15 protein-coding genes and 1 other annotated feature are annotated in these 15,091 nt (G+C 39.4%); of the genes, 6 read left to right on the top strand and 9 right to left on the bottom strand.

The annotated features are described in order from the left end of the window. The first annotated feature begins 57 nt into the window (after nt 1-57). Nucleotides 58-1,542: a sensor histidine kinase gene (locus tag IGI66_RS01970; protein WP_438847266.1), complete on the top strand. Its 1,485-nt coding sequence runs from the start codon at nt 58-60 to the stop codon at nt 1,540-1,542. Nucleotides 1,543-1,545: 3 nt separating this feature from the next. Next, nucleotides 1,546-2,307: a LytR/AlgR family response regulator transcription factor gene (locus IGI66_RS01965; RefSeq protein WP_431380400.1), complete on the top strand. Its 762-nt coding sequence runs from the start codon at nt 1,546-1,548 to the stop codon at nt 2,305-2,307. Nucleotides 2,308-2,344: 37 nt separating this feature from the next. On the opposite strand, the gene IGI66_RS01960 is transcribed toward IGI66_RS01965, so the two are convergent. Next, nucleotides 2,345-3,271: an aldo/keto reductase gene (locus tag IGI66_RS01960; protein ID WP_438847264.1), complete on the bottom strand. Its 927-nt coding sequence runs from the start codon at nt 3,269-3,271 to the stop codon at nt 2,345-2,347. A gap of 125 nt (nt 3,272-3,396) precedes the next feature. After that, a complete protein-coding gene (locus IGI66_RS01955; RefSeq protein WP_114523792.1) occupies nt 3,397-3,699 on the bottom strand; it encodes a hypothetical protein in 303 nt (100 codons plus the stop codon). Between the two features lie 159 nt (nt 3,700-3,858). On the opposite strand from IGI66_RS01955, the gene IGI66_RS01950 reads away from it, so the two are divergent. After that, nucleotides 3,859-5,307 carry a helix-turn-helix domain-containing protein gene (locus IGI66_RS01950; protein ID WP_314577322.1) on the top strand — a complete coding sequence of 483 codons (1,449 nt, stop codon included), beginning with the start codon at nt 3,859-3,861 and terminating at the stop codon, nt 5,305-5,307. Nucleotides 5,308-5,316: 9 nt separating this feature from the next. Here IGI66_RS01950 and IGI66_RS01945 read toward each other — a convergent pair whose 3' ends face one another. The 5 genes from IGI66_RS01945 to infC all read right to left on the bottom strand — a co-directional run bounded on the left by IGI66_RS01945 (nt 5,317) and on the right by infC (nt 9,595). After that, nucleotides 5,317-7,872: an HAD-IC family P-type ATPase gene (locus tag IGI66_RS01945; RefSeq protein ID WP_438847261.1), complete on the bottom strand. Its 2,556-nt coding sequence runs from the start codon at nt 7,870-7,872 to the stop codon at nt 5,317-5,319. Between the two features lie 165 nt (nt 7,873-8,037). Further along, on the bottom strand, nt 8,038-8,166 hold the full coding sequence (locus IGI66_RS01940; RefSeq protein ID WP_010781964.1) for a hypothetical protein: 129 nt from the start codon (nt 8,164-8,166) through the stop codon (nt 8,038-8,040). Between the two features lie 209 nt (nt 8,167-8,375). Then, nucleotides 8,376-8,735 (bottom strand): 50S ribosomal protein L20, encoded by a 360-nt coding sequence (gene rplT / locus IGI66_RS01935; RefSeq protein ID WP_010781965.1) that lies wholly within the window; start codon nt 8,733-8,735, stop codon nt 8,376-8,378. A 61-nt stretch (nt 8,736-8,796) separates the two neighbouring features. Continuing rightward, a complete protein-coding gene (gene rpmI / locus IGI66_RS01930; protein ID WP_010742869.1) occupies nt 8,797-8,997 on the bottom strand; it encodes a 50S ribosomal protein L35 in 201 nt (66 codons plus the stop codon). Between the two features lie 73 nt (nt 8,998-9,070). Continuing rightward, a complete protein-coding gene (gene infC, locus IGI66_RS01925) occupies nt 9,071-9,595 on the bottom strand; it encodes a translation initiation factor IF-3 (RefSeq protein ID WP_010747120.1) in 525 nt (174 codons plus the stop codon). 27 nt (nt 9,596-9,622) lie between these two features. Further along, nucleotides 9,623-9,750: a sequence feature (ribosomal protein L20 leader region), on the bottom strand. A 133-nt stretch (nt 9,751-9,883) separates the two neighbouring features. On the opposite strand from infC, the gene IGI66_RS01920 reads away from it, so the two are divergent. From IGI66_RS01920 to IGI66_RS01910, 3 genes are all read left to right on the top strand, one after another. Further along, nucleotides 9,884-10,918: an FUSC family protein gene (locus IGI66_RS01920; RefSeq protein WP_010781966.1), complete on the top strand. Its 1,035-nt coding sequence runs from the start codon at nt 9,884-9,886 to the stop codon at nt 10,916-10,918. 204 nt (nt 10,919-11,122) lie between these two features. Then, nucleotides 11,123-12,223 carry a glycerol dehydrogenase gene (locus tag IGI66_RS01915; RefSeq protein WP_314577352.1) on the top strand — a complete coding sequence of 367 codons (1,101 nt, stop codon included), beginning with the start codon at nt 11,123-11,125 and terminating at the stop codon, nt 12,221-12,223. Nucleotides 12,224-12,360: 137 nt separating this feature from the next. Beyond that, nucleotides 12,361-13,170: a Cof-type HAD-IIB family hydrolase gene (locus IGI66_RS01910; protein ID WP_438847257.1), complete on the top strand. Its 810-nt coding sequence runs from the start codon at nt 12,361-12,363 to the stop codon at nt 13,168-13,170. Between the two features lie 64 nt (nt 13,171-13,234). Here IGI66_RS01910 and IGI66_RS01905 read toward each other — a convergent pair whose 3' ends face one another. Both IGI66_RS01905 and IGI66_RS01900 read right to left on the bottom strand, forming a co-directional pair. Further along, a complete protein-coding gene (locus tag IGI66_RS01905; RefSeq protein ID WP_438847255.1) occupies nt 13,235-14,140 on the bottom strand; it encodes a magnesium transporter CorA family protein in 906 nt (301 codons plus the stop codon). A gap of 194 nt (nt 14,141-14,334) precedes the next feature. Further along, a complete protein-coding gene (locus IGI66_RS01900; RefSeq protein WP_279625398.1) occupies nt 14,335-14,991 on the bottom strand; it encodes a deoxynucleoside kinase in 657 nt (218 codons plus the stop codon). Nucleotides 14,992-15,091 lie beyond the last annotated feature (100 nt).

Below are 15,091 nucleotides of genomic sequence, written 5' to 3'. Positions count from 1 at the left end.
CAATTACTCTAGCGTTTTTTCTGTGTTTTTCAGTAAAATAATAAAAGGATATTTTATATGACTTATTTTTATACGAATGATCTATCAACTAGTCAACTAGCGCTGTCTTATTTTATGCAGATAACCCCCTCATTGATTGTCTATCTGACAATATTAAAATGCTGTTTTCCTGTCAAAATCACTAAGCTTTCTATCCTTTTGACGATTATTACAGCGTATAATCTAGGATGGGTATTTAATAATATAATAAATATGTATTATCCCAACATCTTAGTTGTACACAACATTTTTAGCATTACAGCGCAATCCGTTGTACTCTTAATTCTCTACTTGGTTTTTAATCGAGGGGAACGGCTTTTTCTTGAATGTCTACTTTTTGTAACAGGCATAATCATCTTATTGGCCGAGGGGTTTGAATATATCAGGATTCACTTAATGAATCTCTCTGATTCGCCAATGTTTTCAGTGACCATTATCAATTGGTACTTCGTTTTATCACTGGTTTTGATTCCTCTGATAAAAAAAAGTCTATCACGCCTTAAAAATTTATTTCTGAATTACTCTTCAATGGTGTTGGTTTTATTATGGACCGTATTAATAGTGCTGATACTTTTTTCTTTATTTGTTCAAGTGAGTTCTATTACAGTAGCACCCAATGGCACAAATTATACATCTACAATTTTTTTATCAAGTAATTATGTAGGTGCCGGTTGGATTCATCGATTGGCGCCAAATGCGTATTTCATTATTGAATCTGTTCATCAATTGTTCGTTGTAGGAACACTCTTAGTATTACAAAATATATTGGCTATCGGAGCCTTTGTCTTTTTACTATTCTTGAATAGGCGTTCCAAACAGCTTGTATCTGAACAAGAGAAGCAAAAATACGAACTGACTCAATACATCAATAGTTTAGAAAGCGTCACACAAAACATCCGTAAAAATCATCACGATTTCAGCAATCTACTTTTCTCATTGGGCGGGTACATTTATCAGTCTCCGATCAATGAAGCGGATTTAAAAAAATATTTTGAAAATGTAACTCAGACATTTGAAGAGGATTATCATTACTTTTTAGAAGTTTCTAAGTTAAAGAATTTAAAGATACCTGAGCTAAAGACATTGATATTCACAAAAATCATGACTGCTACAAAAAAAGAAATTTCATTTGATATTGAGATTGATCAAACGATTCAACAGGTTCCCATTGATCAATTAGCATTATCGCGAATCTTTGGTATTTTGATTGACAATGCCCTAGAAGCTGCAGAAGAAAGTAGCGATCCTTGCGTTCGATTAGCGATTATTGAAGATGAAAAACATTATGTATTCATCTTAATAAATTCGATCAAAGAAACTGCAAGAGAACCATTTTCTCCCTCGCTTTTACAAAAAGAAAATTTTTCAACAAAGGGAAGAGATCGAGGCTTAGGATTATCAATTGTCCAATCCATCATTCAACTATACCCTGAGTATTTGACTTTAAAAACAACACAAGGCAGACAAGAATTTTGCCAGACATTATTTTTAAAAAAGGAGTAAATCATGGCCATTAACGTATATATCGCTGAAGACAATGAATCGCAACGCATTTCTTTAGAACAAGCAATCAAAAATTATCAACTTTTCTCTGATTGGGAATTGACGCTGGCTTACAGCACAAGTTCGGGGGGGGAATTATTAGAAAATATCGATCGCAGGAATCAGTGGAATATTTACTTTTTAGATATTAACTTAGAAGAAGATACTGAATTCAACAACGGATTTTCAGTCGCACAAGAAATTCGCAAGTTTGACCCGTTAGGCTTTATTGTCTTTATCACCATACGATCTGAATTAAGCTTTTTAACATTTCAATATCGTGTCCAAGCTTTGGATTTCATCATCAAAGATCCTGCTGTAGATATTCGCGAACGTATTCACACTTGCTTAAAAACTATCGAACAGCGGCTCGGGACATTGACTATGAGTCAAACAGTCAAATTGAATACAGGCAGCGAATTTACGACTTTCATTCTTGATGATATCCTTTATTTCTCATCTAACAAGGGACATGCCCTTTCATTGCATACAAAAAACAATCAATACCTGATTCATCAAACGACCTTAAACAATCTTGAAGAACAACTATCAAGTAACTTCTTAAGATGCCATCGAGGATTCTTGATTCATAAAAAGGCTATCCATTCCATCACAAAAGACTTCTCATCTGTCACTATAGAGGATGGTACAGTCATTCCTGTTTCTGTCAGAAAAAAAGGCCAGTTAAAAACTTTGCAGTCAAAATTATTTGTTGTCCATAATTAAAAAGCGGCATCCTTTTCGGGATGCCGCTTTTCCTTTATTACGGCAAATCATTTCCTGCCGCAAAGTACACATCGTACCATTCTTGTTTCGTCAAGGTCACATCGCCGCCCGCTGCGCTTTCCTTGATTCGCGTCGGATTCATCGTACCGAGGATCACTTGCATATTCGCTGGATGACGTAAAATCCAAGCAGTCGCGATCGCGTTTTTGTTCGTGTCGTATTTTTTAGCCAGTGTCGCTAATAACTCATTCAATTCTGGGAATTTCTCGTTATCCACGAAGACGCCTTCGAAGAAACCATATTGGAATGGTGACCATGCTTGGATCGTCACACCTTTGCGACGAGAAAATTCTAGTACGCCACCATCATGATCGAAGGAACGTGTATCGGTCATGTTCGTATGCATCCCATAATCGATCATTCCTGTGTGCATAATTGAAAACTGCAGCTGATTGATCAATAATTTTTGATCAACATGAGATTGCAGCAACTGAAATTGTTCTGGATTAAAGTTAGACACGCCGAAATGACGTACTTTTCCGTTTGCTTGCAACATGTCAAAGGCCTCTGCGATTTCTTCCGGTTCCATCAATGGATCTGGCCGGTGCAATAAATAGCTGTCTAAGTAGTCAATACCCATCCGTTCTAAGATGCCATCTACAGAGTCTAGTAAATGTTGCTTTGAAAAATCATAGCGCTTGTCATCGCCTGTGACAATGCCTCCTTTTGATTGAATAAAGAAGTTGTCACGAGAAATTTTTGCTTCTTTTAAAGCTGCACCAAAAACTTTTTCTGATTTTCCATCGCCATACATATCTGCTGAATCGATGAAGTTGATTTTACTTTCTAATGCTGTCTCTAAAACCTCTGCCGCTTTTTGTGGCGTTAGCGCTGCCATTCGCATGATCCCTAAAGCAATCGCTGAAGTTTCCCAATAGCTGTTCCCGATTTTTCGTTGTAACATCGTGTCCATCCTCTCTGATAAAACATTTTTACTTACCTATAGAAGTATAGACTATTTTAATGATAAAAAAAATCCCAAACTCTTGTGAGTAAGGGAACCTTCTTCTAAACGAGTAAATCCTTCGGCTACAATACATCAAATACGTCGACGCTGACTTCCGTATGTTTGATGTCTGGTGCAAACCATAATGCGTTCCATTCGGGCAAACTTCTTTCAAAACGCGTTCTTTCCTCAAACTCTTTCCTCGAATTGTAATAGATATCTAACACGATATAGACATCTTCTCCATCCGTTCGTTGAAACATCTCAATTTTTTGATTGGTTACCTCTGAATGAAACTTGGGATTGCGGCCTGATTCAGCAAATTTTTCCATTAATTCAGGTAAATCTTTTTTAGTGGTTCGATACGTAAACACAACTTTGATCATAATGATTTCCCTTTCTTCTATAATACTTTAACTCAGAACTTCAGCCTACTTTACCATACAACCGAAAAAATCCCTACTTTATATACCCACTCGAATAAGGTGCAGCTTGACCTACCCCGCCCTTCTTTCGTATGCTTATTTTTGAAGGAGGGTTCCTCTATGTATTCCATGTTAAAAAAAATCATCACTGAAAAAGATATCTATCGTCAAATTTTACTTTTAGAGCAACTTCTCAACCATTCACAGTTAACAGCTAAAGAATTAGCAAAAAAAATCGGTACTACGGAACGAACGATTTTTTCTGATCTCCAGCTTATTCGAGGATACTTGCCTGAAAATTGGCAATTAGATTCTGATAACAACGGCATTCGATTAACGGCCCAAGAACATTCCCTGACTAATGAACTTTGGGAAGCCTTCTTGCCGCATTCCGTGAGCCTGCAGTTGGTCAAAGACCTTTTTTTCACCAAAGAATTGAATGTTCCGCGATTTCTTGATGAGACGGGTGTGTCCTATGAAACACTCAAACGTCAGCGAACCAAAATCAACCGCCAATTGCAGCCATTTAATATCAAGATTCGCTTAACGTCAACAAGTGCCTATCTCACAGGTGAGGAAAGCGCGATCCGAATTTTTTATCATCGTTTGCTGGTACCTTTCACTCACAACAATTACTTTTTTGAAGATTATTCCATTCACGAGGAGCACTACCTGTTCTTTTTGACCAAAGACCTCAAGGAAGAGCTTACGGTGGATACCGAACAGATTTTTGGAATTTGCTGGTTTTTTATCAATAGCATTCGCATCAAAGCTGGATGTCCCATTGATAATTTTGCTTTTGACGCCAACGATCCTTTGTTTAGTCTTTATGGTCCGCTTTTAAAGAGGCTTTACGAAAAAGAAGGTGTTTACTTGCGAGACGAAGAAATCTTTTTTGCTTTTTTCTGCTTTTTAGAAAGTTGGAACTACAATAATTTTCTAGGAAATCGGGTCTCAGAGGTTTTGAAGACTGAGTATTCCGAATTACGTGAGAAAGCGGAGCAAACCGTCCAAGAAATCGCCGACGAACTGACGTTGAAATCGCTGCTCCAAACAAATCTTTCCACAAACATCTTACTGCTGTTATTGAAATATGCAGAATCGCCTACTTTATCGAGACAATTTCAATTAGAATACCAGGAACTGTTGGTACAAAGAAATGAGGAATACACCATTTTAAGCGAGAAGAGCACGCTGCTGTTTAATAGCCTGCCGCAATTTTCTACTATCGGGGATCAAACGTACTTTATCAACCTTTTCTCTCTATTGAGCCAGCAGGCAATTTTTATGATCCAGCCCCATATGCGGACCGTCTTCTTTGTATTTCAAGGAGAACCTGCCTGGAAAGCCTTTCTACAACAGGAATTAGATGATCTTTTGGGAAAACGGATCAATTTGATTCCGCTCGAGCCTTCGCAACTGGATGGTCTGCGAGTCCATTCGGGAGATATGATTCTCTCAAATATTCCATTGGATTCTACGCCATTACCAGTACTCTATATTTCTACGATGCCAACAAAAAATGAGCTCAGTCAATTGACTGAACTCACCTCTCGTTCCTATTTATAAGCAACTCGGTTAGTCATTTTGGTAATGACTGACCGCTTTTTCTTTTCTTTGGAAAATCCCTTTGCTGATTCGCTTCTCGATTTCTACAACCAAGAATAATAGTAGCGCATTTCCAGCAATAATCCCCTGTTGGACCAAACTAAGTGCGGTCGTTCCAATTAATTGTTGTCCAATTGGTAAGAAGACGACGCCTAATTGAAGAACAAAGAGGATTCCTAATGAAAGGAACAAGAATTTATTTTCGAAGAAACGACGATTAATTGCCCGATCAAACATTTCACGACAATTGATCATGTAGACTGCCTGTCCCAAAACGATGCTTTGTAAAAGAATCGTCTGTTGCAGTGCGGCTCCCTCGAACTGCATCGATAAGAAGTAAGCTGGGATCATGATCAACAAGGACACATATAGGATTCTGAAGAAACTATATCCTGACAGGATCCCCATCTTCGTGTCTCTTGGCGGACGTTTCATCGTGTCATCACTTGCTTTTTCAAAGCCTAATGCGTAAGACAGCGTGATGGTCGTCACCATATTGACCCATAAAATCTGGATTGGCGTCAATGGCAATGGTTGATTCATCAATAAGGCTAAAATTACGATTAACCCTTGTGCCAATGCGGTTGGTAAAAAGAAGTTAATTGTCTTTTGCAGATTATCAAAAATCCTGCGGCCTTCTTTGACCGCTTTTACGATCGTGTAAAAATTGTCATCCGCTAAAACCATATCGGCCGCCTGCTTACTGACCTCACTGCCTTTGATTCCCATAGCGATTCCAATATCTGCCTGCTTCAAAGCGGGTGCGTCATTGACCCCATCGCCGGTCATCCCCACAATTTCCTCTTTCTTCTGCAAGGCTGTTACGATACGCAATTTGTGATCCGGTGTTGTCCGAGCGAATACATCGACTTTTCCAACAACCTCCGTTAACTCTTCATCCGTCAGGCCATCAATATCTGAACCTTCAAGTACTTTGGATGTGTGCTTCAAGCCAATTTGCTCACTGATTGCTTGTGCGGTCGCCTTATGGTCGCCAGTGATCATTTTCACTGAGATGCCCGCCTCCTGAGCCTGAACTACTGCACGAATCGCGCTTTCCTTCGGCGGATCAATGATCCCTGCCAACCCAGCAAACGACAATCCTTCTAGTGCATCATGCGTCAATTCATCATTAGAGGATACTTTCTTGTAAGCAAATCCCAAGACCCTTTGACCTTTACTAGCTAAATCTAGACCGCTTTTCTCCCATTTGGCTTTTTCTTCCGTGGACAATGCAGATTTTTCCAATAGAACTTCTGGGGCACCTTTAACAAAAATCACCCGTTCCTCATTCTCATCATGCATCGTTGCCATGTACTTGTAGCTTGAGCTGAAAGGAATTTTACCTAAAACAGGCTTTAATAGCTGCTCGTCTTCTGCTACATAATTCAGCAATGCTAATTCCGTTGGGTTTCCATGGATCTCTTCTATTTTCTGACTGTCTTTCGTCTTCAATTCTTGCGTGTTGTTCATAATTTCTTTGACTATAGGCAACTCGTCCGTTACAACTTCCTGTACAGTCATCTCATTTTTCGTAAGTGTTCCTGTTTTATCCGAACAAATGACAGTCATTGATCCTAACGTTTCTACTGCTGGCATTGCTTTGATGATGGCATTCTCATCCGCCATTTCTTTCACGCCCATTGACAAGATCATGGTCAAAACGGCTGGCAGTCCTTCCGGGATCATCGCAACGATCAAGGCAATACTTGCCGAAAACATCAAGCTCCAATCCATCCCGTACCTGAAACTCGTAAAGAATAGCAGGAAAACGATCAATGCTAAAATGCCGCGAAAGATTTGCTGGTTTAATTGATGCATCTTTTTTACTAACGGTGTTGTCTGTGCTTGGATCGATTGCAGCGCATGATTGATTTTTCCTATTTCAGTAGCATCTCCAGTCTCGACCACTAAACCACGTGCTGAACCGGTCTGTACGAGCGTTCCAGAAAAAGCCATGTTCAACTGATCTCCCGCCTGTGCCTCTTGAGAGATTGCTTCCACCGATTTTTCGACAGCTTCAGATTCCCCCGTCAAGATAGACTCTTCTACAGCAAGATCATGAACCTCGATCAAACGTAAATCAGCAGGAATGATATCCCCGGCCTTTAAAACGACGACATCTCCTTGAACTAAGGCTTCAGAATCAACCGTTATCGGCTGACCATCATTCAAAACGGTCGCCTCTTGTCCCATCATTTGCTTTAATCCATCTAAAGACTCTTCTGCTTTGCGTTCTTGCCAGTAACCGACAAATCCATTGACGATCACCACTAAGAAAATAATTCCGCCTTCAACCACTTCACCCGTCGCAAATTTCAGCAAAGCAGCGGCGATCAATACGATCATTAACAGATCGGTAAAATGCTTACCAATTTTTCGCCACAGTTTGACCTGCTCCTTTTCTGCCATCTTATTCGGTCCATGATTTTCTAAACGGGCTTTACGTTCTTGTTTATTTAATCCCGTGGGTTTCGCTTCTAGTTTATTCAAAACTTCTTCAGTTGATTGTTTATACCACTTCATATTCATTCCTCCATCTCATTTATCTGATACCTTAAGTATACGGATTTCTGGCATTTTTTAAGGTCGATAATTTCATGGAGCCCTGAAATAATTGTGTTTACGACAAAAAACAGTCACGCACCAAATGAAATGGCACGTGACTGTTCAATGATTAATAGAAAAAGATTAATGTAAAAAGTTTTGCAGATCGTCCCCGTATTCATCAATCTTCTTCGTTGTGAAAATAGTTCCTGCAACCAATACGCCGCCTACGACCAATGTGCTGGCTACCATAAATTTAAACAATGTTTTCATGCTATTTCCCTCCTAATACTTCGTTTATGACCAAAGAAAATGAAACAGTACAACGAAATAACCGTTCAAGTTATTCTATGTATTAACCATAGCACAAGTGTTTCAATGTATCTTCTAATATGCTTGCGCACACGTGCCTCTTGCTCTTCATTCAGACAATAAAAAAAAGCCCGCTCACAAGAGCAGGCTAAAAGATTGTTTCGCAACAATTATTTGTTTAATGAATCTTTTGCTTGGTCAGCTAGTGCAGTGAAAGCAGCTGCATCGTTAACTGCTAAATCAGCTAACATTTTGCGGTTGATTTCGATACCGGCAACTTTAAGACCGTGCATTAATTTTGAGTAGCTCAAGCCGTTCATACGAGCTGCAGCGTTGATACGTGCAATCCACAATTTGCGGAAGTCGCGTTTCTTTTGACGACGATCGCGATATGCGTAGTTGTATGAATTCATTACTTGTTCTTTAGCTGTTTTAAATAGAGTGTGTTTAGAACCGTAGTAACCTTTAGCTAGTTTTAATGTCTTTTTACGACGTTTACGAGTTACAGTTCCACCTTTAACACGTGCCATGTTTAATTCCTCCTAATAAATAAATCATTGAATTTTTAAAGTTGTAAAGCGGGTTGCGCAATTATTTCATGCGTGCCAATTGTTGGCGGATACGTTTGTAATCGCCTTTTGATACCATAGACGCTTTACGTAATTGACGACGTTGTTTTTTTGTTTTACCGTGGAAACGGTGACTTGTAAATGCGCGGAAACGTTTTAAACCGCCGTTACCGGTGCGTTTTACACGTTTTGCTAAACCGCGATGTGTTTTTTGTTTTGGCATGACTAAAATTCCTCCTACTTTTCATTTCGCATACTCTTTAACCAGAGTCAAAGATGCATTCTCAAAATTATTGCTAGTCTTTCTTCTCTTTCGGTGCAAGCACTAAGAACATGCTACGTCCGTCCATCTTCGCTTTTTGTTCCACTGTCGCGATATCGGCAGTTTCTTCAGCTAAGCGATCAAGAACTTTTTGACCAATATCTTTGTGGGTAATGGCACGGCCCTTGAAACGGATCGAAGCTTTCACTTTGTCGCCTTTTTCCAAGAATTTACGTGCATTACGAAGTTTTGTATTAAAATCGTTCACGTCGATTGTTGGGCTCAAACGAACTTCTTTAACGTTGATCACTTTTTGCTTCTTGCGCGCTTCACGTTCTTTTTTCTGTTGTTCGAAGCGATACTTCCCATAATCCATAATACGTGCTACAGGCGGTTTCGCACCAGGAGCTACTAGGACTACATCAAGGTTTGCTTGTTCAGCAATTTTTAAGGCTTCAACTTTTGATTTAACACCTAATTGTTCGCCGTCTTGTCCGATCAAACGTACTTCACGTGCACGAATGCCGTCGTTAACCATCATATCCTTTGCTATGGTCATTCACCTCCAAAATTTTTGAGAGAAAAAAAGCAAATAAAAAAACGAGTTCTTTACGAACCCGCACGTAGTCGACTCATCGAAAAGATCAGTCATTAACTATCTAGCCCAGCGAGATATTCGCGTAAGGCGAGAAGCGGGTGCTTCTGCTTTCATTTCTCAACTTTACAAGTATACAATCTCTTCTATGGGATGTCAACCTTTTTTTCTTAACAAACAATCGTTTTCAGAAAGTTTCTATTGAACTTTCTTTTATTTTTGTGCTAGCCTATAGAAGAAGGATGTGATGAAATGGAGCAATCTTTTTTTAAAGAATTGATTCATTATAATAAAACAAAGGATTCCCCGTTTCGCTTAATTGGCGCCGGCCTTTGTATGATCAGCGTTTTACTCACCGGGTATTTATCCCATCAACTTGCCATCTCCAGTTTTGGTTCTTTAGGTATTTTTACTTTTCTCTATTATCAACGACTTCCATTAAAACAATTAATGTCTCGCTTGATGATTGTTGGTCTTTTTTTGACCTCGAGCAACTTTTTAGGAATGCTCTCCACTCATGCAGCCTGGACAGCACCTATTGTGGTCGCTCTTGTCGGCTTTTTGGGTCGCTTTTTCTTTCGTCTTTATGGCATTTCTAAGCCAGGACCATTCTTTATCATTATGGTTACAGCTATGGGTACTAGCACAAAGATCCCTTTACATAAAATCCCCGTGATGAGTGGCTACTTTTTTCTCGGTGTATTGTTTGCATTGATCATTGCATTGCTTTTGCACTTTGTAGAAACATCCCCACTACCGGCCGAGACTGCCTCACGATCATTAAAAAGTCGGATAAATGATGATCCTGCAGTTATTATGGACAGTCTTTTGTATAGCGGGATACTCTTTTTTGCTGTGTATTTGAGTGTGGGCCTGCAACTAAGAAATCCTTATTGGTTAGTCGTTTCCTGTGCCTCTATTTTGCAGGCAGATAATCTGCGCGCGATGGCGCATCGAAATGTACAGAGAATTTTCGGAACTGCAGTCGGATTAGCAATTGCTGCTTTACTTTTAAATTTACACTTATCCATTTTTGCAACCTTACTCGTGATCACCACCTTGTTCGTCACAGTTGAATATTTTATTAGACGCAACTATGCGATCGCTCAATTCTTTTCGACGCCGATGGCATTGATGCTTTCATTACTGGTTCGCCAACAATATCTTTATAGTTTAATCCAATTTCGTTTTTTAGGAATCGTGATTGGTAGTTTGATCGGACTTTTAGCCGGTTGGCTCATGAGCACCAGTTTGACATTCTACAATCGGAAATTTCATTCTAAGTAACTCTCATGTCCCAAATTGGACAGTAGAATATTTACATAACTTTACTTTTTAAATTAAGCGCGTGGGGAATAATTCCTGCGCGCTTTCTTTTGTACTTTTCTTATTCAAAATAGGCTGAGTTCAATAAAATAACTAAGCGTATTTTTTGAAATCGATTTCTTTCTGTGCAACACTGAATATAATCAATTATTGGAGGTTATTACTATGGAAAGAATTTTTGCAAGTCCGTCTCGTTATGTTCAAGGCAAACGCATGTTGCAAGACGGCATAAAGTACATCAAAGCCTTAGGAGAGACCCCCTTACTTATTACCGACGAAGAAGTTTGGGAAATCGCCGGCAAAGAACTTTTTAAAACAATGGAAGAGAACGGGATGCATCCGGTCAAAGAAATTTTTGGCGGTGAAGCCTCAGAAAAAGAGATTGATCGGATCTCTGAAGATGCAAAAGGAAAAGATCTTGACGTGATCGTAGCCTTAGGAGGAGGAAAAGCGATCGACACAGGAAAAGCCGTCGCCGATGATGTTCAATTACCGTTAGCTGTTTTACCGACGGTTGCTTCCACTGATGCTCCTACCTCTGCGCTTTCCGTCATTTATTCGCCAGAGGGCGTTTTTGAAGGGTATCGTTTCTATGATAAAAACCCTGATCTAGTATTGGTTGATACCGAAGTCATCGTAAATGCGCCTTCTGAACTATTGGCAGATGGGATCGCTGATGCTTTGGCTACCTTTATTGAAGCACGCGCTGTCGCACAAAAGCGTGGGAAAACTATGGCCGGAGGTTCTCAAACTTCTGCCGGAATGGCGATTGCAGAAAAAGCAGAAGAAGTACTTTTTGAAAATGCGCTCAAAGCAATTGAGGCAAACAAGGCGCATGTGGTCACTGAGGCATTCGAACAAATCGTTGAAGCCAATACCTTGTTAAGCGGCCTTGGCTTCGAAAGTGCTGGATTGGCCGCTGCACACGCCATCCACAATGGCTTCACTGTCTTAAGCGGCGATATCCATGAGCTTTCCCATGGCCAAAAAGTAGCCTATGGTACCCTCACTCAACTCATGCTAGAAAATGCGGAAGAAGCAGAATTGAATGAATATATCGACTTATATCAATTACTCGGATTGCCTACCACGTTGGAAGACCTGCATTTAAAAGACGCTTCTTATGACGATCTTTTAAAAGTAGGCAAACAAGCAACCATTGACGAAGAGACAATTCACGAGATGCCCATGAACGTTACCGCGGAAGATGTAGCAGCGGCTTTAAAAGCAGTTGATACATACGTCACGACTTATTTTCCAAAATAAGCACTATACTAACACGCCATGAAACCGGACAACGCGTCCCTTTCATGGCGTGTTTTTCTATAGAAAGTTTGTAAAACCAAATACCTTCCCTTGGTTTTTGCTATAATGAGGACAAGAAAAATGAAGGAGGCTCTTCTATGTACCGATTAATTGCTTGTGACTTGGATGAAACATTATTAGATAAAGGCCGACATGTATCCGAAAAGACACGAGAAACGATAAAAAAAGCAGAGGCAAACGGTCTTGTATTCGCACCTGCGACTGGTCGCGGATTTTATTCGATCAAACAAACTTTGGAAGAATTGGACGCTGCAAATAAAGCGGCGCATTACATGATTGGATTCAACGGCGGTGTTGTCGTGGAAAATCAAGGCCCGACGATTATCAAAGACTTTCCCATGAATTTTGAAACACTTGCTCGTTTGTTTGAATTTGGATCAAAATACGAAGTGGCAATTCACCTTTACACGTTTGATCAAACCTATGTTTATCACAGTAACCCGGATGAGGACGCCTACTTATTAACGATTCCCCATGAAAAAAGACTAGATGATGATTTTGGTTTTCTAAAAGATCAGACTTGCTACAAAGCTTTATTTCAAAATTTAGATCGCAGCTATTTAGAAAAAATAGAAAAAGAAATGCCTCTTGACCTGCGGGAATCATTAGAGATCAGTTATTCTTCCAACCGCTACATTGAGTTCAACCCCAAAGGTGTGAATAAAGGGATTGCGCTACAGACACTGGCGGAACACTTAGCTATTCCGATGAATGAAACCATTGCTATCGGTGATAATACTAATGATCTGGCAATGATTCGTGCAGCAGAATTAGGGGTCGCTGTGGCAAATGCCGTACCAGCAGTCAAAGAAGCGGCACAGCATACTACTAATGCCAATCACGAACAAAGTGCGGTAGCTGAAGTCATCGAATCCTTTATACTTTAAGTTAAATCCTGCTTTCTTCGTTATTAACACAAAAAAAGCGAAGCGATCGATGATTGCTTCGCTTTTAACGTATTCTTCGCCATAAAATCAAAATTAACCAGATTGAGAGTGCCACACTAATCACTAAAGTAACGATCCAACTCGCTTCTGAATGCGTAAAAGGAAGCGGCATATTCATCCCAAAGAACCCTGTTACAATAGTCGGGATGGTTAACAACAATGACCAAATCGTCAAAATTTTCATCGTATCATTCAAATTATTGTTTAATAGATTATTGTACGTGCCAGATAACTGATCTAAAATCTCACTAGACAATCTTGTCATTTCTACCGCTTGTCTTGCCTCGATCAAAGCATCATCTAACTCTTCTTTTTCCTTATCAGTGAAGCTAGAAAAAATCGCCTGCGCCTTCACTTGTTCTAGCAGCACCGCATTCTGCTTAGTCGCGGTCACCAGATAAACCAATCCTATCTCCAAATCAGAAAGTGCCAACAGATTTTTGTTGGTGGTCTTTTCTCGAAGCTTTTTATTCAACTGAATTCTCTGACTATCCACTTCTTCCACTAATGGAAAATAATAATCGGAAATCAAAAATAGCGTGTGGAAGAGTAAGCTCGCAGTGCTTTGATTGGGTTCATTCGACAATAAGTTCTCGATGATATTTTCAACATACGCAGTTCGTTCATTCACAAAAGAAAAAAAGTATTGATCCTTTAAAATAAATGCCATGGGACTAGTCTCATAATGATTGTCCTTTTTCAAGAGGTTCGGCACATTAAAAATTAACAAAAAGGCCTTTTCCAACGGGTCATACTCTACCCGCGCGCGTTCATTATCATCCAATGCATACGTCAGCATTTCATCACTGATCGCATAATCAGCTCGTAATTTTTTTATTTCATGCGCTTGGGTACTATCTACACGGACCCATGAATACATCCCCTGATTGAACGTCTTTTTTATATCCATAAGAAACCTCCTTACTCCTAAACAACCTTACTTTAGTATAACAAAAAATATCTTATTGTATTCATTTCAAGTCGTTCATTTATCGCAGTGTTCAGTATGTCCTTATTATTTACGAAATCTCTCTTTTAGTTTTGATTAAATCAAAACTAAAAAAGCTTTACCAGAAAAAAATCTGGCAAAGCTTTTTTAACTTATTAATCTACGGAAACTCCTTGAACCTCTAAAATTTTTTCATCAATCAAACGAATCACTTCGTCCCGAGCAACTGCATCGTCAACAAAATTCAAGCGATCGCCATCAATTTGGATTTTCGGACTTTCGTTATATTCTTCATACCATTGGTCATAACGACTATTCAATTCTTTATAGTAATCATACAAAGTTGGATCAAATTCCAATTGTTCATATTCCCGTCCACGCTTTTGGATACGTTCCATCATCGTTTCAAAAGAAACACGAATGTGAACTAACAGATCGGGATGCTTCTTATGTGCAGCATATGGTAGTTCCTGCATCATGTTAGCCAATAATTCATCATAGACCTTTACTTCTGTCTCTGTTGCTCGACCAAGATCGGCATTCAGATGGAACAATAAGGAATCCTCATAAATGGAACGATCCAACACATTATTGTCATCTTGCATCGCCTTTTTGATGCTATCAAAACGCTTATTCAAAAAATAAATCTGCAATAAAAAAGCATATTGTTCTGGATCCGCGTAAAACAACGGCAATACCTCATTATCTTCAATTGATTCATAAAAAGCTTGACTTCCTAAATGTTCTGACAACATCGCCGTCAAACTTGATTTCCCTGCTCCAATAGTTCCTGCTAATACGATCACGCTCATAAACCCCCAGCTCATTTCATACAAAATATAGTGCGTATTTTTCAACTTATCTAATATACCCCCAATATCTTGTGTCGTCAAACAAAATAACCAAAAAAAT

The organism is Enterococcus sp. AZ048 (assembly GCF_051715125.1).
GTDB lineage: Bacteria > Bacillota > Bacilli > Lactobacillales > Enterococcaceae > Enterococcus_A > Enterococcus_A gilvus.
This window is presented reverse-complemented; position numbering and strand designations above follow the sequence as displayed.

What these genes read in the sequence shown, in the direction of transcription:
- IGI66_RS01900 (WP_279625398.1), bottom strand. Translation starts at nt 14,991, where the DNA reads ATGAGCGTGATCGTATTAGCAGGAACTATTGGAGCAGGGAAATCAAGT.
- IGI66_RS01965 (WP_431380400.1), top strand. Translation starts at nt 1,546, where the DNA reads ATGGCCATTAACGTATATATCGCTGAAGACAATGAATCGCAACGCATT.
- IGI66_RS01955 (WP_114523792.1), bottom strand. Translation starts at nt 3,699, where the DNA reads ATGATCAAAGTTGTGTTTACGTATCGAACCACTAAAAAAGATTTACCT.
- IGI66_RS01920 (WP_010781966.1), top strand. Translation starts at nt 9,884, where the DNA reads ATGGAGCAATCTTTTTTTAAAGAATTGATTCATTATAATAAAACAAAG.
- IGI66_RS01970 (WP_438847266.1), top strand. Translation starts at nt 58, where the DNA reads ATGACTTATTTTTATACGAATGATCTATCAACTAGTCAACTAGCGCTG.
- IGI66_RS01915 (WP_314577352.1), top strand. Translation starts at nt 11,123, where the DNA reads ATGGAAAGAATTTTTGCAAGTCCGTCTCGTTATGTTCAAGGCAAACGC.
- IGI66_RS01905 (WP_438847255.1), bottom strand. Translation starts at nt 14,140, where the DNA reads ATGGATATAAAAAAGACGTTCAATCAGGGGATGTATTCATGGGTCCGT.
- rplT (WP_010781965.1), bottom strand. Translation starts at nt 8,735, where the DNA reads ATGGCACGTGTTAAAGGTGGAACTGTAACTCGTAAACGTCGTAAAAAG.
- IGI66_RS01945 (WP_438847261.1), bottom strand. Translation starts at nt 7,872, where the DNA reads ATGAAGTGGTATAAACAATCAACTGAAGAAGTTTTGAATAAACTAGAA.
- IGI66_RS01940 (WP_010781964.1), bottom strand. Translation starts at nt 8,166, where the DNA reads ATGAAAACATTGTTTAAATTTATGGTAGCCAGCACATTGGTCGTAGGC.
- rpmI (WP_010742869.1), bottom strand. Translation starts at nt 8,997, where the DNA reads ATGCCAAAACAAAAAACACATCGCGGTTTAGCAAAACGTGTAAAACGC.
- IGI66_RS01910 (WP_438847257.1), top strand. Translation starts at nt 12,361, where the DNA reads ATGTACCGATTAATTGCTTGTGACTTGGATGAAACATTATTAGATAAA.
- infC (WP_010747120.1), bottom strand. Translation starts at nt 9,595, where the DNA reads ATGACCATAGCAAAGGATATGATGGTTAACGACGGCATTCGTGCACGT.
- IGI66_RS01950 (WP_314577322.1), top strand. Translation starts at nt 3,859, where the DNA reads ATGTATTCCATGTTAAAAAAAATCATCACTGAAAAAGATATCTATCGT.
- IGI66_RS01960 (WP_438847264.1), bottom strand. Translation starts at nt 3,271, where the DNA reads ATGTTACAACGAAAAATCGGGAACAGCTATTGGGAAACTTCAGCGATT.